Origin of the sequence: Geodermatophilus bullaregiensis (genome assembly GCF_016907675.1) — a bacterium.
Taxonomy (GTDB): Bacteria; Actinomycetota; Actinomycetes; order Mycobacteriales; family Geodermatophilaceae; genus Geodermatophilus; species Geodermatophilus bullaregiensis.
This window is the reverse complement of sequence record NZ_JAFBCJ010000001.1, coordinates 3,876,037-3,893,172: the sequence shown is the minus strand read 5'-3', so window position 1 is coordinate 3,893,172 and position 17,136 is coordinate 3,876,037. Positions and strand designations below refer to the sequence as shown.

The following is a 17,136-nucleotide window of genomic DNA, read 5'->3' as shown; positions in this document are numbered from 1 at the left end:
CCTCCCCCGCACCTCGCACCTCGGCGCGAGGAGGGAGGGGCGAGGGCCGTTCCAGCACGTCACCAGGAGAGGCATGGCACACGAGGAGACCGTGTACGAGGCGCTGGACCACGCCCACGGGGGTGAGGGGCACTGGGCGTTCGGCACCGGCTTCGACGAGCCGCTGGCCGGCGTCGACACCACCGTCTCCGACGGCGTCGACCCGGCCGACCTGGGCGCCTACTGCCTGATGCTCGGCGACGACGCCCTGGTGCTCGCCCAGCGGCTGACCCAGTGGGTCACCGCCGCCCCCGAGCTCGAGGAGGAGGTGGCCGTGGCCAACGTCGCGCTCGACCTGCTCGGGCAGGCGCGGCTGCTGCTGGCCCGCGCCGGCTCGGTCGGCGTGCTCGGCCGCTCCCGGTCGCTGGCCACGGACTCCATCCCGGACGAGGACGCGCTGGCCTACTTCCGGGACCCCGACGAGTTCGCCAACACCGGGCTGGTCGAGGCGGGGAACGGCGACTTCGGGCAGACGATGGTCCGCCTGCTGGTGGCCTCGACGGTCCGGCTCGCGGTCTTCGCGCGGCTGCGGGACTCCCGCGACCCGGTGCTCGCCGCCATCGCCGCCAAGGGCGTCAACGAGCTGGCCTACCACCGCGACCACGCCGCCCGCTGGGTGCTGCGCCTCGGCGACGGCACCGCGGAGTCGCACCGCCGCGCCCAGGCCGGCGCCGACGCCGTCTGGCCGCTGCTGGCCGACCTGTTCACCGCCACCGACGTCGAGCGGCGCCTGGTCGACGCCGGCGTCGCCGTCGACCCGGCCCACGTCCGCGAGGAGGTGCACGGGGTGCTCACGACCGTGCTGGAGCAGGCGACGCTGCGGGTGCCCGGGTGGCCGGCCGACACGCCCCCGCGCGGCCGCACCGGCGAGCACGGCCCGGAGCTGACCGCGCTGCTGGCCGACCTGCAGGGCCTGGCGCGGCAGCACCCGGCGGCGACCTGGTGACGACGGGGATGGACGTCTGCACCGACCCCCGCGCGGTCGCCGAGACCGTCACCGACCCCGAGCTGCCCGCGCTCACCCTCGCCGACCTCGGCGTGCTGCGTGACGTGCGGGTGCACGACGGCACGGTCGTCGTCGACATCACCCCCACCTACAGCGGCTGCCCGGCGATGGGCGTCATGCGCGCCGACCTGCTGCACGCCCTGCACAGCGCCGGCTTCGACGACGTCGAGGTGCGCACCGTGCTCTCCCCCGCGTGGTCCACCGACTGGATCAGCGCCGAGGGCCGCCGCAAGCTCGCCGCGGCCGGCATCGCACCACCGGGGAGGGCGCCGGTGCGGGCCGCCGGGCCCGTTCCCCTGCAGCTGGGCCCGACCCGGCGGACGGCGACCTGCCCGCTGTGCGGCTCGCCCGACACCGAGGAGCTCAGCGAGTTCAGCGCCACCGCGTGCAAGGCCCTGCGCCGCTGCCGCAGCTGCCGCGAGCCCTTCGAGCACGTCAAGGAGATCTGATGACCAGCGCGCCTGCCCGCCGCCGGCCGCGGTTCCACCCGCTCCGGGTGGCGAGGGTCGAGCCGCTCACCGACGACGCCGTCGCGGTGACCTTCGACGTGCCGCCCGAGCTGGCCGAGGACTACGCGTTCCGGCCCGGGCAGGCGCTCACCCTGCGCCGGGTCGACGGCGAGCGGGACGAGCGCCGCTCCTACTCCATCTGCGCGCCGGTGGGCACGGCGCCGCGGGTCGGCGTCCGCGAGGTCCCCGGCGGCTTCTTCTCCTCCTGGCTGGTCCACCAGGTGCGCCCCGGCGACGAGATCGAGGTGCTCCCCCCGTCGGGGACCTTCACCGCCGACCTCTCGACCCCGGCCGACCACGTCTTCGTCGTCGCCGGTTCCGGCATCACCCCGGCGCTGTCGCTGGCCGCCAGCGTGCTGCGCGACGGCGAGTCGACCGTCACCGTCTTCTACGGCAACCGGCGCACCAACACGGTCATGTTCGCCGACGAGCTGGCCGACCTGAAGGACCGCTACGGCACCCGGCTGCAGCTGGTGCACGTGCTCTCCCGCGAGCCCCGGGACGCCGAGCTGACCAGCGGCCGGCTCGACGGCGAGCGGCTGCGCACGCTGGTCGAGGCCTTCACCGACGCCCCGCACGTCGACCACTGGTGGCTGTGCGGGCCGCACGGGATGGTCACCGACGCGCGCGAGCTGCTCGCCGAGCTCGGCGTCCCGGCCGGGCGGGTGCACCAGGAGCTGTTCTACGTCGACGACGTCCCGCCGGAGCCGGTCCGCGGCGACGACGAGACCGTCGAGGGGCCGAGCAGCCAGGTCACCGTCGTCCTCGACGGCCGCTCGACCACGCTGGCCCTCCCCCGCGACGTGCCGGTCCTGGACTCCGCCCAGAAGATCCGGTCCGACCTGCCCTTCGCCTGCAAGGGCGGCGTCTGCGGCACCTGCCGGGCGCGGGCCACCGACGGCGACGTGGAGATGCGGCGCAACTACGCGCTCGAGGCGGAGGAGGTCGAGGCCGGCTACGTGCTGACCTGCCAGACCCTGCCGCTGTCGGACGCCGTCACCGTCGACTTCGACGCCTGAGCCGGTGCGGCCGGTCGCCGTCGGGGAGGCCGCCGTCCTCGACGTCGTCGTCACCGAGGCGATGACCGTCGACTTCGACGAGCTGGGCCGCGTGCACCCCGTCTACGCCACCTACTCGATGGCCCGGCACTTCGAGGAGGCCGGCCGGAAGCTGCTGCTGCGGTACCTGGAGCCGGGCGAGGAGGGCATCGGGACGGCGGTCTGCGTCGAGCACCTCGCCCCGGCCTGGGTGGGCGACCGCATCCGGGTGACCGCCCGCTGCACCGAGGTCCACGCGGGCCGGCTCACCTGCGCCCTGGAGGCCGTCGACGCGTCCGGCCGGCTGCTCGGCCGGGGGACGACGGGGCAGGCGGTGCTGCCGGCGGACGTCGTCGCAGCCCGCCTGGCCCGCCCGGCCGCGCCGGGCTGACGCGGCCGGCCGGCACCGTCAGGACCGCTGCCCGGCGGAGGGGTGCGGCTCGGTGGCGAACATGGTGACCAGGTCCGTGCCGCCCCAGGACTGCAGGTCCTCGCCACCCGCGGCCCACTCCGGCGTCCGGAAGGCCGCCTTCATCGCCTCCGCCGACTCGAAGACCAGCTCGGCGAGGAGGGAGTACGCGGGCTCGCCGACGAACTGGCGGGTGACCCGGTGCACCCGGTTCTCGAGCAGCCCCGGCGTCTTCTCGATCAGCGGCACGTGCGTGCCGAAGTAGTGCTGCTCGAAGGCGGCCGGGTCGTCGGGGGTCCGGTACAGGGCGAAGTAGCTGACGGTCATGCGCTCGTTCCTACCGGGCCGGAGCCGCGCGCGGGGACCTCGTCGGACTCGCCCAGCCCGGCGGCGGCGAGGGCGGCGCCCAGGCCGTCGTCGTGCCGCTGGTAGGCGGTCACGACGCCGCCGGCGACGGTGAACCGCGAGGCGACGACGGCGCGGCCGCGCTCGGCGCCGGTGTCCGGGTCGGCCCAGGTGGCGTCCTGCTCGACGACGACGGCGCCGCCGGCGCCGCAGAACCAGCGCAGCGGGCGGGCGGTGAACCCGGCCCGCGCCATCCACGGCCCCAGCACCTCGCGGCCGCGCACGCTGCCGCGCGGCCCGACCACCTCCAGGTCCGGCGCGGACAGTGCCGTCGCAGCGTCCGCGTCGGCCCGGTCCACCGCGTCCAGCCACGCCTCGACCACGGCCAGCCGTCCCGTCACGCCGGCGACCGTAGCCCGCCCTGCAGGTGGGCGGCGGGTCGATCGGGGCATGGGCGGCAGGCAGGGTGGGCATCCCCGGATCCCCTCCGAGACCCCGGGAGCGACCGTGTCCACAGCCACCATCACCCGCCGCTGGCGGCTTGCGGCCGCCGGCCTCGCCGTCGCCGCCTCGTTCGGCACCGCCGCCTGCGGGGGCGACGTCGTCGACGACGGCGTCCAGCAGGAGGTCGAGGAGGGCGTCGACGACGCCGAGCAGGAGGTCGAGGACGCCACCGACGGCGAGGACGACGACGGCTGACCCGCCGGCACCGACGGGGCTGCTGCAGCACCACGTCGGGCACCGCCGGGGTGGCGACGCCGGACGGGCACGTGCCCTGCCCGTGGACGCCGGGGTGCCCGCCCGCTGACGCTCCCGCGTGACCGGTCCCCGCGCGGGGTATCGCCCGCCGCCGTGAGCACCGACGCGGCGTCCCCCACGCTGACCCGGGCCCAGCGGCTCGACCGGCTGCCGTTCACCCGCGAGCACGGCCGCCTCGTGGTCGGCTCCGGCGTGGGCTGGGCGCTGGACGCCATGGACGTCGGCCTCATCTCCTTCGTCATGGCCGCGCTCGCCGTCCAGTGGTCGCTGACGCCGACCGAGCTGTCCTGGATCGGCTCGATCGGCTTCGTGGGCATGGCCCTGGGCGCCACGCTCGGCGGCCTGCTCGCCGACCGCGTCGGCCGGCGCCAGGTCTTCGCGCTGACCCTGCTGGTCTTCGGCGCGGCCACCGGTGCCGCGGCGCTGGCCTGGTCGGTCGCGTCGCTGCTGGTCTTCCGGTTCCTCATCGGCCTGGGCCTGGGCGCCGAGCTGCCGGTCGCCTCCACGCTGGTCAGCGAGTACGCGCCGGCCCGGCTGCGCGGCCGGGTGGTGGTGGCGCTCGAGGCGTTCTGGGCGGTCGGCTGGCTGCTCGCCGCGCTGATCGGCTACCTCGTCGTCCCCCGCGGCGACGCCGGCTGGCGGTGGGCGCTGGCGCTGGGCGCCGTCCCGGCGGTCTACGCCGTGGTGGTGCGCCGCGGCCTCCCCGAGTCGGTGCGCTTCCTCGAGCTGCGCGGGCGCCACGGCGAGGCGGAGGCGGCGGTGCGGCGCTTCGAGACGGCCGCCGGCGTCCCCCCGGGGCCGGCGGTGGCACCCCCGGCCGGCCCGGTCCCGGCGACGCGCCCGTCCGGCCTGTGGGCTCCCGGCACCCGCGGGCGGACGGCGGCGCTGTGGACGGTCTGGTTCGGCATCAACTTCGCCTACTACGGCGCCTTCATCTGGCTGCCCACCCTGCTGGTGGCCTCCGGCTTCTCGCTGGTCCGCTCGTTCGGCTTCACGCTGCTCATCACGCTGGCCCAGCTGCCCGGGTACGCGGCGGCGGCCGTGCTGGTCGAGCGGTGGGGACGGCGGCCGACGCTGGTCGTCTTTCTCCTCGGGTCGGCGCTCGGCGCCGCGCTGTTCGCCCTGGCCGCCGGTGACACCGCCGTCCTGGTCTCCGGGATGGTGCTGTCCTTCTTCAACCTCGGCGCCTGGGGCGCGGTCTACGCGGTGACGCCGGAGGTCTACCCGACCGCGCTGCGCGGCACGGGCGCCGGTGCCGCCGCGGGGTTCGGCCGGATCGCCTCGATCGCCGCTCCGCTGTGCGTCCCGCCGCTGCTGGGCGCCGGCGGCAGCGGGCTGGTCTTCGGTGTCTTCGCCGCCTCCTTCGTCGTCGCGGCGGCCGGGTCCTGGGCGCTGCCCGAGCGCCGCGGCGAGTCGCTCGACACGGCCTGATGCAAAGAGGTCTTTGCAAAGCTGTCTCTGCACCCCTAGCCTCGGCGGCGTGCACGAGGAGGTCCCGCCGACGCCCGCCGTCGACGTCCACGACGCCCGCACGCTGCGCGCGCTCGCCCACCCGCTGCGGGCGACGCTGCTCGGCCTGCTGCGCGCCGAGGGGCCCTCGACCGCCTCGAAGCTGGGCCAGCGGCTCGGTGAGAGCAGCGGCAGCACCAGCTACCACCTGCGGCAGCTGGCCGGCTTCGGCCTCGTCGAGGAGGTGCCCGGCGAGGGCACCGGGCGCGAGCGGTGGTGGCGGGCCCTGCACCGCAGCACCCGGTGGCAGACCGAGGAGGTGGTCACCCAGCCGGGCGGGCGGGAGGTCGTCGAGGAGCTGACCCACCAGAGCCTGGCCACGCAGCGCCGGCTGCTCGCCGCGCACGCCGAGCAGCGCGAGGGGCTCGAGGAGGTCTGGCGCGACGCGACCTCGCTCAACGACTGGGCGCTGCACCTGTCCCCCGAGGGCGCCCGGGCGCTGCTCGACGAGCTCAACGGCGTCGTCGAGCGGTGGCGGACCGAGCGGGAGGAGCCCGGCCAGCCGCTGGTGCACGTGCTCGTCGACCTCTTCCGGCTCGCGGAGTACCCGTCGTGAGCCTCGGCGTCCGCTCCGCCACCCGCCGCTACGTCGGGCTGACGGCGCTGCACTGGCTGCCGGTGGGCCTGAGCGCGCCGGTCACCGTGCTGCTGGCCTCGTCGCGGGGCCTGTCGCCCGCCGACGTCGGGGTCGTGTTCGCCGTCTACTCCGCGGTGGTCCTGGTCCTGGAGCTGCCCACCGGCGGGCTGGCCGACGCCATCGGCACCCGGCCGGTCCTCGTCCTCTCCGCGCTGCTGTCCACGGCCGGTCTGCTGGCCGTGGCGGCCGCCGACGACGTCGTCGCCTTCGCGCTCGCCGAGGGGCTCCGGGGCGTCGCCCGGGCGCTGAGCTCCGGGCCGCTGGAGGCCTGGTACGTCGACGCCGTCCGCGCCGCCGACCCCGAGGCCGACGTGACCCCCGGCCTGTCCCGGGCCGGCGCGGCCGACGGTGCGGGCCTGTGCCTGGGCGCCGTGGTCGGCGGGCTGCTGCCGCTCCTGACCGACGACGCCGGCGACGGCGTGCTCGTGCTGCCCGTGCTGGCGGCCGCGGCGCTGGCGCTGTGCTCGGTGGTCGCCGTCGCGCTGCTCGTGGTCCCGGTGGGCGCCGTCCGCGGCTCCGGTCCCGCCGCCCTGCGGGCCGGCGTCCGCGAGGTGCCCGCCGTCGTCCGCGAGACCGCCCGGATGGTCGGCCGCGACCGGCTGCTGCGGCGGCTGCTCGCCGTGTCGCTGCTGGTCGGTGCGGTGCTGTCCACCCTGGAGCTGGTCGGCCCGCTGCACGTGGCCGAGCTCACCGGCAGCCGCACCGAGGGCTCGGCGGTCTTCGGCGTCGTCATGGCGGTGTCGTTCGCGGCTGCGGGCGTGGGCGCGCTCCTGGCACCGGCGGTGCGCCGTGCCGCCCGCGGCTCCGCGGCGGTGGGGACCGCCGGGCTCGCCGTCGTCGGCGCGCTGGCGGTCGCGGCCGTCCCGCTGGGCGGGCCGGTCGTGCTCGGCTGCCTGTTCGCGGTCTTCTACGTCACCAACGCGGCGGCCTGGCCGCTGTGGAAGCAGGTCATGCACGGGCAGGTGGGCGAGGGGCGGCGCGCCACCGCGCTGTCGGCGTCGTCGCTGGCGCTGCAGGTCGGCGCGCTCGGCGGCACCCTCGGACTGGCGCGACTGGCCGAGGCGGCGGGCACCGGGGCCGCCCTCCAGGCCGCCGGGGCGGCACTGGTGCTGGTCGCGGTGACCTCCCTGGGGCTGCGCCGAGGAGCCCGTGCGCCCGCCGGTGCCGTGGTGCGGTGACCGACCTCGCCGGTTGCCGCCCGGCGCTGCGGGTAGCGCGAGGACATGGCTGATCTCCCCCGCGACCACCTGAAGGGCCTCACGGTCGCCGTCACCGGCGCCAGCGGCAACGTCGGCACCGCCCTGCTGCGGCGACTGGCCGCCCCGGGGAGTGGCGTGGCCGAGGTCCGCGGGCTGGCCCGGCGTGAGCCGCCGGACACCGCCCCCTACGACCGGGTGACCTGGTACCACGCCGACCTCGGGGAGACCGCCAGCGAGCAGGCGCTGACCAACCTGCTCGAGGGCGCCGACGCCGTCGTGCACCTGGCCTGGGCGCTGCAGCCGGGACGCCGGCCCGACGAGCTGTACAAGGCCAACGTCGACGGCACCCGCCGGGTCATGCGCGCCGCGGTCGCCGCGGGCGTGCAGCACGTGGTGCACATGTCCTCGCTGGGCGCCTACGCCCCGGGCGCCGGCGCACGGCCGGTCACGGAGGACTGGCCCACCACCGGCATCCCGTCCTCGCAGTACAGCCGGCAGAAGTCCGAGGCCGAGCGGGTGGTCCGCGAGGTCGTGCGACGCAAGCCGGAGATCACGCTGACCGTCGTCCGGCCCACGCTGGTGCTGCAGCCCGAGGCCGCCAGCGAGATCGGCCGCTACTTCCTCGGACCGCTGCTGCTCGGCGCGGTCCGCCTCGTGCCGGGCCAGGTCGCCGCGCTGCTGCCCCTGCCGCTGCCCTCGCTGCAGGTGGGCTTCGTGCACGCCGACGACGTCGCCGACGCGATCACCCGGATGCTCGACCGCCGCGCCCCCGGCCCGTTCAACCTCTCCGCCGACCCGGCGCTCGACGCCGACGGCATCGCCCGCACCCTGGGCACGACGCGGATCCCGGTGCCGGCGGTGGCGCTGCGGACCGGCCTGTCGGCGGCCTTCCACGCCCACCTGGTGCCCACCGAGCCGGGGTGGCTCGACCTCGGCCTGCAGTCGCCGGTGCTCGAGACCGCCCGCGCCCGCACGCAGCTCGACTGGCACCCGGCCCACCGCGGCGACGACGTCCTGCGCCAGTTCGTCGCCGCCCTTGGCCGGGGCGACGGCGCCCCCGGGCCGCTGCTGTCCCCCACCGGCGGCAAGGAGCACGACCCGGGCGGCGACCCGGCCAACGTCCCGAACCGCCGCCCGGACTAGCCCGGCCGGGTGACCGCACCGCACCCGCCGGGCGTACCACGGGTGGGAGGCGGGCTCGCCGCCCCGAGCGCTGCGGTGACGCCAACCGCCCTCATCACCGCGTTGAGCTGCGGTTTCGTCTTGATCGAGCACTCATGACCGGCTAGTGTTTCGTACATGTGTTCGGGTCATCTGGCGAGTGGTGACGTCCTGGACGACGTCGCCGCGCTGGTCGCCGAGCGCAACCGGATCGACGCCGCGCTGGCCCGGCGGGTGCGGACCGCGGAGCTGACGCAGGCGCCCGAGCGCGACGGGCTGAAGAGCGTGGCGTCATGGCTGCGCGGGCACTGCCGGCTGTCGGCGGCCGCAGCCGGCCGGCTGGTCACCGCCGGGCGGGTGCTCGAGCACCTGCCCGCGCTGGCCGAGGCGCACGACACCGGGCTGGTCAGCGCCGAGCAGGTGGCCGTGGCGGCGCGGGCGGTGACGCCCGAGCGGCTGGCCGCGGCCGCCGCCCAGGGCGTGGACCTGGCCGTCATCGACGCGGTGTTCACCGGCGTGGCGATCGAGCAGGAGCACGCCGCGCTCGGGCCGGTCGTGCAGCGCTACCTCGACGACCTCGACCCCGATGGTCCGGAGCCCGATCCGACCGAGGGCCGGTCGCTCACCCTGTCCAAGCACGCCGACGGCGCCCTGAGCATCCGCGGGCAGCTCGACGCCGCCGGCGGGGAGAAGCTGCAGGCCGTCCTGGAGTCCGTCGTGCAGGCCGACCGCCCCGCCGGCGACGACCGCAGCCGCGCCCAGCGCCTGGGCGACGCGCTGGTGCAGCTGGCCGACAACGCCCTGGCGTCCGGGTCGCTGCCCACCCTGCGGACGGTCAAGCCGCACGTCGCCGTGGTGATCGACCTGGCGGACCTGGTCGACCCCGGCACGAGGCCCGGTGCCGTCCGGATGGGGTTCGGTGCGGTCATCTCCGCCGCCCGCGCCCGCTGGCTGGCCTGCGACGCCACCGTCTCCCGCGTCGTGATGGGCCCCGACGGCGCACCGCTGGACCTGGGCCGCGAGCAGCGCCTGGCCGACCGGCCGGCCCCTCCGCAGGGGCCCGCCGCGAGCTCGCGAGTGGCGGGGGGGCGGGGGGGTCCTTTCACTGGTGGGCCGAGGTGCACCACCTCGTGCACTGGCTCGACGGCGGCGAGACCTCACTGGCCAACTCCGCCCTGCTGTGCGAACGGCACCACACCAAGGTCCACCACGGCTTCCGCGTCGAGCGACGACCCGACGGGCGATGGCACACCTGGCGACCCGACGGCACCGAGATCCTCACCAGGCCACCACTCCTGCAACCCGCAGCGTGATCCGCCGACGCACCCGCGCGACCGCCCGCTGAGCCAGCGGCCGGTCGCGCGGGCCTGCGCGCATCCCGCCCGTCCGCAGCGCTCGGCGCAGGGCAGGTGCTCACTGCGGTACAGCGACGGTCAGCCGTCCGAGGACGACGTCCAGGCGCCGGCCGGCCGGTCCATGTGCGCGAAGACGCTGGCCGCCCGTTCGGGGCGCAGCGAGACGAACAGGCCCTCCGCCTCGGCGAGCACGGTGCCGGGGTCGTCCTCGGCGACCAGCCGGGCGGTCGCGGAGGTGCGGCGGCCGTGCGTCTCACCCATCTGCGCCGACAGCAGCAGCGGCACGCCCAGCCGCACCGGCCGGCGGTAGTGGACCGTCAGCGTGGCGGTGAGCCCACCGCGGCCGGCCGCGCGGACGGCGCGGGCCAGGACGTGGTCGAGCAGGGTGGCCACCACCCCGCCGTGCACCAGTCCCGGCGGACCCTCGTGCGGCTTGCCGACGGTGACCCGGCCGGTCGCCCGCCCGTCGGGGGTGTCGGCGGCCACCAGCGACGGCGCCACCGGGCTGCCCGGGCCGTAGACCGGGCTGTACCAGCGCTCACCCGTCTCGGGGTCGTCGACGCGGGCGACCTCGTGCAGCCCCCGGCCGCGGGCCCGCAGCCGGGCGGCGAGCCCGCGGGCCGCGGCCGCGACGTCCGCGAGCTCGTCCTCGGGGACCTCGGTGCGGACGGCGGCGTCGGCCAGCTCGCGCAGCGCCTCCCCCAGCTCGCCGACCGCCTCCCGGCGCGCGGCCCGCTCCCCCGCCGGCCCTCCTGCAGGGTCCCGCCGCGAGCTCGCGAGCGGTGGGGGCAGGAGGGTCCTTCCTCAGCCACGCGGCATGCCGGCCGCGCGCAGCAGGCCGCTGCCGACGATGACCCGCTGCACCTCGCTGGTGCCCTCGTAGAGCCGGTAGAGCCGGGCGTCGCGGTAGAAGCGCTCCACCGGCGTGGTGCGCAGGTAGCCCAGGCCGCCGTGCACCTGCACCGCCCGGTCGGTGGCGCGGCCGACCATCTCGCTGCACCAGAGCTTCGCCGACGAGGGACCGATCGAGGTGTCCTCGCCGCTGTCGTAGCGGGCGGCGACCTCGCGGACCATCGCCCTCCCGGCGAGCAGCTCGGCGTGCATGTCGGCGATCAGCGCCTGCACCAGCTGGAAGCGCCCGATCGGCGCACCGCCCTGCTTGGCGGTGGCGGCGTAGGCGACCGACTCGTCGAGCACCCGCTGCGCCATCCCGACGCACAGGGCGGCGATGTGCAGCCGGCCGCGGGACAGCACGGTGAGCGCCTTGGCGTAGCCGCGGCCCTCCTCGCCGACCAGCGCGTCGCCGGGCACGTGCACGTCGTCAAAGAAGACCTCCGACGTCCAGGCGCCCGACTGCCCCATCTTCACGTCCTTGGCCCCGAGCGAGACGCCGGGCGCCCTCGCGTCGACGACGAAGCTGGAGATGCCGCGCCCGCCCTTCTCGGCCGGGTCGGTGCGGGCGAAGACGACGAACAGGTCGGCCAGCGGGGCGTTGGTGATGTAGCGCTTCGCGCCGCCGATCACCCAGCCCTCGCCGTCGCGGCGGGCGCTGGTGCGCAGGCCGGCGGGGTCGGACCCGGCCTCGGCCTCGGTGAGCGCGAAGGAGCCGATCAGCTCACCGGCGGCCAGCCGCGGCAGGTACGCCTTCTTCTGCTCCTCGCTGCCGAAGCGGGCGATCACCTGCCCGGCGATGCCGTTGTTGGTGCCGAACAGCGAGCGGAAGGCCGGTGTCGTGTAGCCGAACTCGAAGGCGAGCTCGACGTCCTCGCGCATGTCCACGCCCAGGCCCCCGTACTCCTCCGGGAGGGCGTAGCCGAACAGGCCCATCTGGGCGGCGGCGCCGCGCAGCTCCTCGGGGATGCGGTCGTCGAGGTCGATCTCCTCCTCGCGCGGGACCACCACCTCCCGGACCAGCTCGCGCACCGCGTTCCGGATCTGCGTGAAGTCCTCGGCGTCCACGCCCCCATGGTGACGCCTGTCGCACCGCAGCCGGGACGCGGGTCGCGTGCACCTCGGGCACCGTCTGACGGGAGCAATCCGCAACCAACCGAACACGCCCCGTTGCTGGGATCCGGGATCGGCACTAGCGTCGGTCCCGGCGTCCGAACCCGTGATGCCGCAGACACCACGGAGTCCCCGTGCACCTCCACGTCGCTGTCGTGCCCGCTCCCGACCAGGTGGTCGTCCGCCTCACCGGGGACGCCGGCCGCCCCACGCTGACCCGGCTCGTCCCGGCCCTGACCCGGGCCGCGGGGCACGGGACGACCAGCGTCGTCGTCGACGTGGCCGGCGCGCGCTTCCAGGACGGGACCGCGCTGCAGGCCCTGGCCGGGTTCAGCGACGCCATGGCCGCGGCCGGCCGGTGCTGCCGCGTGGTCGGGGCCCCGGCCGTGACCCGGCGGCTGGTCCGCGAGGAGGGGCTGGCCGAGCACCTCGAGCTCGACGGGCCGCTCACCGGCCAGGACCCCGTGCGCCCCAGGCCGCGCCCGGGCGCCGGGCAGCCGGCGGTGGCGGCGCCGACGCCGACCTGGCTGACGCCCCCGTGGGACGAGATCCCGCCCGCGCGCCCCCGGCCGGTCCCCGACGACCTGTCCGGAGTGCACGGCGCGACCCGCCCGGGGGCGACGGTCCCGCGGGACCGCTGGCGCTGACGGGAGGCCCCTCCCGCGGCGGGCCGCCCGAGGGCAGGACCCGGTTCAGGCGAGGGCGTCGAGGCGGCTCATGTCCTCGTCGGAGAGGGTCAGCCGGGCCGCGGCCGTGTTCTCGATCAGGTGGTCGGCCGACTTGGTGCCGGGGATGGGCAGGACCACCGGCGACTTCTGCAGCAGCCAGGCCAGCGCGACCTGCGCCGGGGTGGCGTCGAGCTCGCGGGCGACGTCGGCGACGGGACTGTGCGGCGCGGCCAGGTCACCGGTGGCGATGGGGAACCACGGGATGAACGCGATGCCGTTCGCCGTCGCGAAGTCGAGGACGTCCTGCGACTGCCGGTTGGTCAGGTTGTAGAGGTTCTGCACGCTGACGACGTCGACGATCTCGCGCGCGGCCTGCAGCTCCTCGACCGAGACCTCGGAGACGCCGATGTGGCGCACCTTGCCCTCGGCCTGCAGCTCCGCGAAGGCGCCGAGCTGGTCGGCGAGCGGGACGTCGGGGTCGATGCGGTGCAGCTGGATCAGATCGATCCGCTCCACGCGCAGGTGGCGCAGCGAGAGCTCGACCTGCTGCTTGAGGTAGGCGGGGCGGCCGACCGGCGTCCAGACGCCCGGGCCCTGGCGGGTCAGGCCGGCCTTGGTCGCGATGACCAGGCCCTCCGGGTACGGGTGCAGCGCCTCGGCGATGACCTGCTCGCTGACGAACGGACCGTAGGAGTCGGCGGTGTCGATGAGGTCGACACCCTGGTCGACGGCGGCGCGGACGACGCGCAGCGCGGCGTCGCGGTCGGCGGGCTCGCCCCAGACGCCGGGTCCGGGCAGCTGCATGGCGCCGTAGCCGAGCCGGTGGACGGGCAGGTCCCCGCCGATGGCGAAGGTGTCGGTCTGTGCGGCCGTGGTCATGGACCCTCCCGGGTGTGCGGCCCGGAGCCGGCTGCTCCGGGGTCTCGTCCGGGCCAGCACCGCCCCTTGGGGGATGCTTCCCCGCGATCCGCGATGTGACCGGCGACACGGGCGAGGGAGGCTGCGGTGGGCGAGATCGTGGTGCTGCGGCACGGGCAGACGGAGTGGAGCCGCAGCGGCCAGCACACGAGCGTGACCGACGTGCCGCTGCTCCCCGAGGGCGAGCAGCGGGCCCGCGACCTGGCCCCCACGCTCGGGCGGCGCTCGTTCGCGGAGGTGTGGGTCAGCCCCCGCCAGCGGGCGCGACGCACCGCGGAGCTGGCCGGGCTGACCGCCACCGGCGTCGACGAGGACCTCGTCGAGTTCGACTACGGCGGCTACGAGGGCCGCACCACCGCCGAGATCAGCGAGGAGCTCGGCCGCCGGTGGTCGGTGTGGCGCGACCCCGTCGTCCCCGGGGAGTCCCCCGGCGAGTCGGTGGCCGACGTCGGCCGGCGGGTGGACCGGGTCCTGGACCGGGCCCGGTCCCGCCTGGACGACGGGGACGTCGCCCTGGTCGCCCACGGGCACGTGCTGCGGGTGCTCACCGCCCGCTGGCTGGGGCTCGGCCCGGAGGCCGGGGCGCTGTTCGCGCTGCCGGCCGGCGCCTACGGCGTGCTCGGGCACGAGCACGCGCGGCCGGTGCTCACCGGGTGGGGGCTGGACTGAGCTCCTCGGCACCGGGCGCGGCGTCGGTCTCGGCGGTGGCGGGCGCGTCGCCGGCCGGCGGGGCCACCGGCCTGCCGAACAGCCAGCCCTGGGCGAGGTCGGCGCCGAGCGCGGCCACCTCCTCGGCGGCCTGCTCGGTCTCCACGCCCTCGGCCACGACCACCGCGCCGAGGCGGTGCGCGTGCCCGGCCACCGTGCGCACCACCGCCCGGGCGCCGTCGTCGGGCAGCGCCGACACCAGCGCCCGCCCGAGCTTGACGACGTCGGGCCGGACGACGTCGAGCAGCGACCGGCTCGACCACCCGGCGGCGACCTCGTCGAGGGCCACCCGCCAGCCGTGGGCGCGGTAGGACTCGAGCACGGCCAGCAGGTGCCCGCGGTCGGTGACGGCGGCCCGCTCCCCCACCTCGAGCACCAGCTGCCGCGGTCCCAGCCCGGCCAGCTCCAGGGCCTCGGCGGTGCTGGCGAGGTCGGCGTCGGGCCGCAGCACCGAGGTGGGGTGGGTGTTGACGAACAGGTCGGCGTCGCCGATCCAGCCGGCGGCCCCGGCGATGGCGCACTCGCGGCCCACCCGGTCCAGCCGCGGCAGCCAGCCGGCGGAGTCCGCGACGAAGAACAGGTCGCCGCCGTCGATCGTGCGGCCGTCGGAGTCGCCGCGCAGCAGGGCCTCGTGCGCGACGACGGCGCGGCCGGTCAGGTCGACGATCGGCTGGTAGGCCGACCACAGCTCCGCCTCGGCGAGGACGCCCACCTCGGCGGTGATCCCCCGCCGGGCCAGCTCGGCGGCCAGCGTCGGGGCGGTGAGCAGTCCGGTGGCCAGCGCGGTGTACTCGCCGGCGGGGTCGGTGGCCACCCGCACCGCCTCGGCCTCAGCGCCGGTCAGCTCGCGGGAGAGCCGGTCGAACAGCCGCTCCACCCCCAGGCCGTCGCGCTCGTCGAGCAGGTCGAGCAGGCCGGGGGCGGCGAACACCGACAGCCCGACCGAGCGGGCGGTGGCGGCCACGGCCGGCAGCACGTGCTCCTGCTCCGTCGCCAGCAGGACCCGGGTGGCGACGTCCGGGAGGTGCCACTCCTCGCGCCGCCGTGCCGCGCCGATCGGACTGCCCACACCAGCAGGATGGCCGACCCCGCCGGCCGGCGCGGGCAGGCGCGCGGCGCGGTGCGGCGCCCCCCGCGGATCGGGACGGACCGGTACTCCTCCCGCGACGCGGACCGCCTCCCACGGCCGCCGGAGGCCCTAGGGTGCGCGCATGACCTCCGCAGTGCTCGCCGACCAGCCGCCCCGCGCCGGCCGGGGAGGTCGACCGCGCGATCCGAGCCGCGACGACGTCATCCGCGCGGCCATCCTGCGGCTGCTCGGGGAGGTCGGTTACGGCGCGCTGACGATGGACGCCGTGGCCACGGAGGCCGGCGTCGGCAAGGCCACGATCTACCGCCGCTGGCGCACCAAGCAGGACCTCGTCGTCGACACCGTCTCCGAGGTCAACCGGGCGTGGACGGTCACCGCCGACACCGGGTCGCTGGAGGGCGACCTGCGCTCGCTGGTGCACCGGATGGTGGAGATGATGGCCAGCCCGGTCGGCGCGGCCACCCGCTCGCTGCTGGCGGCCATGCAGCACGAGCCGGCCCTGGCCGAGGCGTTCCGGGAGGGGCCGCTGGCGGTGTGGCGGCGGGCCTACGACGAGACCTGGGCCCGGGCGCAGGCCCGCGGCGAGGTGGGTCCGGGACTGCCGGGGTCGATCCCGGCCGAGGCGAGCACCGCGCTGTTCGTGCAGCGGTGGCTGGTCACCCGCGAGCCGGTGGACGCCGCCTACGCCGACGCGGTGCTCGAGACGGTCGTGCTCCCGCTGGTGCACCGCGGGCGCTGAGCGTCACCACCCCCGCGTGCCCGGCTCCCCCTTGAAGGGGCCGACGACGTCGGCGGTGATCCAGCCGCCGTAGAAGTCCCCGGCCTGCGCGCGCACCTGCTCGCCGTCGACCAGCGCGCGGTCGACCTTGCTCGGGTAGAACGCCACCGCGCCGCGCAGGTGCTCGTACCCGGCGGTGGGCTGCTCGTAGGACCAGCCGACGGCGGGGTGCCGGCGACCGTCGACGACGGCGTCCCAGTAGGTCGCCGCCCCCTTCCACTCGCACCACGACGACCCGGCCGCCCGCTCGAGCACGCCGGGGACGACGTCCTCGCGGGGCACGTAGTAGACCGGCGGGTGACTGGTCTCGCAGACCCGCACCGCCCGTCCCGTCCGCGCGACGACGCGGCCCCCCAGCTCGACGACGACGCGGCGGGGCGTCACCTCCGCCGACGGCGGGCGGGGGTAGTCCCAGACCGACTCCTGGCCGGGGCCGACCGGGTCGCGACGCGGGGTGCGCACGGCGGCGGTCAGCGCCTGCGGCGCTGGACCTTGCGGGGCTGGACCCTGCGGGTGGCGACCCTGCGCTTCGGGGCCCTCCGCTGCCGGACCTTCCGGACGGCGACCAGGGTCACCAGCACGCCGAGGCCGCCCACCGTCGCCTTGCCCGCCGGGGACACCAGGAAGCGCTGGACGGCGGCCTGCCCCTGGGCCTTGAGCCGCGTGGGGCTGCCCCGGTGGGCCAGGTGGTCCAGGGTCGCCGCCAGGGACTCCCGGGCGGCGTCGATCTCCAGCTGGATCTCTCGAGGGTCGCGAGGCACGGCGACAGCCTGCCAGACGCGGCGCCGACCGGCCCGTTCCCGCCGGGGCCGGACACCCGGCCGGGCCCGGCGACCTAGAATCCCGGCCACGCGGGAGTGGTGTAACGGCAGCCACGCCAGACTTAGGATCTGGTGCCTTCGGGCGTGCGGGTTCGACTCCCGCCTCCCGCACGCGGCCGGCCGGCCGGGCGCCGCGCCGGGACGCGCCGTCCGCGGTCACCACGGCAGCCGATCGTCTTGTCGG

The 17,136-nt window shown here is 76.7% G+C and carries 21 protein-coding genes, 1 tRNA gene and 1 pseudogene; 15 read left to right on the top strand and 8 right to left on the bottom strand.

Features of this window, described 5'->3' with window-relative positions:
* Window positions 1–73 precede the first annotated feature (73 nt).
* The 4 genes from paaC to JOD57_RS18625 are packed head-to-tail and all read left to right on the top strand — an operon-like array spanning window position 74 to window position 2,982.
* Window positions 74–985, top strand: a complete 912-nt coding sequence (paaC, locus tag JOD57_RS18640) for a 1,2-phenylacetyl-CoA epoxidase subunit PaaC (protein ID WP_204693392.1) — start codon at window positions 74–76, stop codon at window positions 983–985.
* Entirely contained in the window at window positions 982–1,494 is a 513-nt protein-coding gene (gene paaD, locus JOD57_RS18635) for a 1,2-phenylacetyl-CoA epoxidase subunit PaaD (RefSeq protein ID WP_307824782.1), read from the top strand. The genes paaC and paaD overlap by 4 nt, the downstream gene beginning before the upstream one ends.
* Window positions 1,494–2,573 carry a 1,2-phenylacetyl-CoA epoxidase subunit PaaE gene (paaE, locus tag JOD57_RS18630; protein WP_204693391.1) on the top strand — a complete coding sequence of 360 codons (1,080 nt, stop codon included), beginning with the start codon at window positions 1,494–1,496 and terminating at the stop codon, window positions 2,571–2,573. Before paaD ends, paaE begins: the two co-directional genes overlap by 1 nt.
* Before the next feature lie 4 nt (window positions 2,574–2,577).
* Window positions 2,578–2,982, top strand: coding sequence for a thioesterase family protein (locus JOD57_RS18625; RefSeq protein ID WP_204693390.1), 405 nt, complete (start codon window positions 2,578–2,580; stop codon window positions 2,980–2,982).
* Window positions 2,983–3,000: 18 nt separating this feature from the next.
* Here the strand turns inward: JOD57_RS18625 and JOD57_RS18620 are convergent, their stop codons facing one another.
* Window positions 3,001–3,327, bottom strand: coding sequence for an EthD family reductase (locus JOD57_RS18620; RefSeq protein WP_204693389.1), 327 nt, complete (start codon window positions 3,325–3,327; stop codon window positions 3,001–3,003).
* Window positions 3,324–3,746, bottom strand: a complete 423-nt coding sequence (locus JOD57_RS18615; RefSeq protein WP_204693388.1) for a nuclear transport factor 2 family protein — start codon at window positions 3,744–3,746, stop codon at window positions 3,324–3,326. Before JOD57_RS18615 ends, JOD57_RS18620 begins: the two co-directional genes overlap by 4 nt.
* A gap of 106 nt (window positions 3,747–3,852) precedes the next feature.
* Here JOD57_RS18615 and JOD57_RS18610 point away from each other — a divergent pair, with 106 nt between their 5' ends.
* From JOD57_RS18610 to JOD57_RS27335, 7 genes and pseudogenes are all read left to right on the top strand, one after another.
* Window positions 3,853–4,044, top strand: a complete 192-nt coding sequence (locus JOD57_RS18610; RefSeq protein ID WP_204693387.1) for a hypothetical protein — start codon at window positions 3,853–3,855, stop codon at window positions 4,042–4,044.
* A gap of 153 nt (window positions 4,045–4,197) precedes the next feature.
* The gene (locus JOD57_RS18605; protein WP_204693386.1) at window positions 4,198–5,535 is read left to right on the top strand and encodes an MFS transporter; all 1,338 of its coding nucleotides are present in this window, start codon (window positions 4,198–4,200) and stop codon (window positions 5,533–5,535) included.
* 49 nt (window positions 5,536–5,584) lie between these two features.
* Entirely contained in the window at window positions 5,585–6,169 is a 585-nt protein-coding gene (locus JOD57_RS18600) for a helix-turn-helix domain-containing protein (RefSeq protein WP_204693385.1), read from the top strand.
* Window positions 6,166–7,428: an MFS transporter gene (locus JOD57_RS18595; protein WP_204693384.1), complete on the top strand. Its 1,263-nt coding sequence runs from the start codon at window positions 6,166–6,168 to the stop codon at window positions 7,426–7,428. Before JOD57_RS18600 ends, JOD57_RS18595 begins: the two co-directional genes overlap by 4 nt.
* A gap of 45 nt (window positions 7,429–7,473) precedes the next feature.
* Window positions 7,474–8,592, top strand: coding sequence for an NAD-dependent epimerase/dehydratase family protein (locus JOD57_RS18590; RefSeq protein WP_204693383.1), 1,119 nt, complete (start codon window positions 7,474–7,476; stop codon window positions 8,590–8,592).
* 156 nt (window positions 8,593–8,748) lie between these two features.
* A pseudogene (locus JOD57_RS27340) lies at window positions 8,749–9,588 on the top strand (DUF222 domain-containing protein); the annotation flags it as partial.
* 140 nt (window positions 9,589–9,728) lie between these two features.
* Window positions 9,729–9,923 carry an HNH endonuclease gene (locus JOD57_RS27335; RefSeq protein ID WP_372440252.1) on the top strand — a complete coding sequence of 65 codons (195 nt, stop codon included), beginning with the start codon at window positions 9,729–9,731 and terminating at the stop codon, window positions 9,921–9,923.
* Window positions 9,924–10,043: 120 nt separating this feature from the next.
* Here JOD57_RS27335 and JOD57_RS27330 read toward each other — a convergent pair whose 3' ends face one another.
* Both JOD57_RS27330 and JOD57_RS18575 read right to left on the bottom strand, forming a co-directional pair.
* On the bottom strand, window positions 10,044–10,358 hold the full coding sequence (locus JOD57_RS27330) for a PaaI family thioesterase (protein ID WP_372440304.1): 315 nt from the start codon (window positions 10,356–10,358) through the stop codon (window positions 10,044–10,046).
* Window positions 10,359–10,769: 411 nt separating this feature from the next.
* Window positions 10,770–11,924 (bottom strand): acyl-CoA dehydrogenase family protein, encoded by a 1,155-nt coding sequence (locus JOD57_RS18575; RefSeq protein WP_204693381.1) that lies wholly within the window; start codon window positions 11,922–11,924, stop codon window positions 10,770–10,772.
* Between the two features lie 200 nt (window positions 11,925–12,124).
* On the opposite strand from JOD57_RS18575, the gene JOD57_RS18570 reads away from it, so the two are divergent.
* Window positions 12,125–12,616: an STAS domain-containing protein gene (locus tag JOD57_RS18570; protein ID WP_204693380.1), complete on the top strand. Its 492-nt coding sequence runs from the start codon at window positions 12,125–12,127 to the stop codon at window positions 12,614–12,616.
* Window positions 12,617–12,661: 45 nt separating this feature from the next.
* Here JOD57_RS18570 and JOD57_RS18565 read toward each other — a convergent pair whose 3' ends face one another.
* The gene (locus tag JOD57_RS18565; protein ID WP_204693379.1) at window positions 12,662–13,516 is read right to left on the bottom strand and encodes an aldo/keto reductase; all 855 of its coding nucleotides are present in this window, start codon (window positions 13,514–13,516) and stop codon (window positions 12,662–12,664) included.
* A 126-nt stretch (window positions 13,517–13,642) separates the two neighbouring features.
* Between JOD57_RS18565 and JOD57_RS18560 the strand changes: the two genes are divergently transcribed.
* Window positions 13,643–14,224, top strand: a complete 582-nt coding sequence (locus JOD57_RS18560; protein WP_204693378.1) for a histidine phosphatase family protein — start codon at window positions 13,643–13,645, stop codon at window positions 14,222–14,224.
* Here the strand turns inward: JOD57_RS18560 and JOD57_RS25645 are convergent.
* A complete protein-coding gene (locus JOD57_RS25645) occupies window positions 14,202–15,332 on the bottom strand; it encodes an EAL domain-containing protein (RefSeq protein WP_204693377.1) in 1,131 nt (376 codons plus the stop codon). The two genes, JOD57_RS18560 and JOD57_RS25645, sit on opposite strands and share 23 nt — an antisense overlap.
* Window positions 15,333–15,474: 142 nt before the next feature.
* Between JOD57_RS25645 and JOD57_RS18550 the strand changes: the two genes are divergently transcribed.
* Window positions 15,475–16,092, top strand: coding sequence for a TetR/AcrR family transcriptional regulator (locus JOD57_RS18550; protein WP_204693376.1), 618 nt, complete (start codon window positions 15,475–15,477; stop codon window positions 16,090–16,092).
* A gap of 3 nt (window positions 16,093–16,095) precedes the next feature.
* Here JOD57_RS18550 and JOD57_RS18545 read toward each other — a convergent pair whose 3' ends face one another.
* Together JOD57_RS18545 and JOD57_RS26450 are read right to left on the bottom strand one after the other, a co-directional pair.
* Window positions 16,096–16,593 carry a DUF427 domain-containing protein gene (locus tag JOD57_RS18545; protein WP_204693375.1) on the bottom strand — a complete coding sequence of 166 codons (498 nt, stop codon included), beginning with the start codon at window positions 16,591–16,593 and terminating at the stop codon, window positions 16,096–16,098.
* Window positions 16,594–16,601: 8 nt separating this feature from the next.
* Window positions 16,602–16,892, bottom strand: a complete 291-nt coding sequence (locus tag JOD57_RS26450) for a DUF3618 domain-containing protein (protein ID WP_204693374.1) — start codon at window positions 16,890–16,892, stop codon at window positions 16,602–16,604.
* A gap of 90 nt (window positions 16,893–16,982) precedes the next feature.
* Between JOD57_RS26450 and JOD57_RS18535 the strand changes: the two genes are divergently transcribed.
* Window positions 16,983–17,063 (top strand) — tRNA-Leu (locus JOD57_RS18535).
* Window positions 17,064–17,136 lie beyond the last annotated feature (73 nt).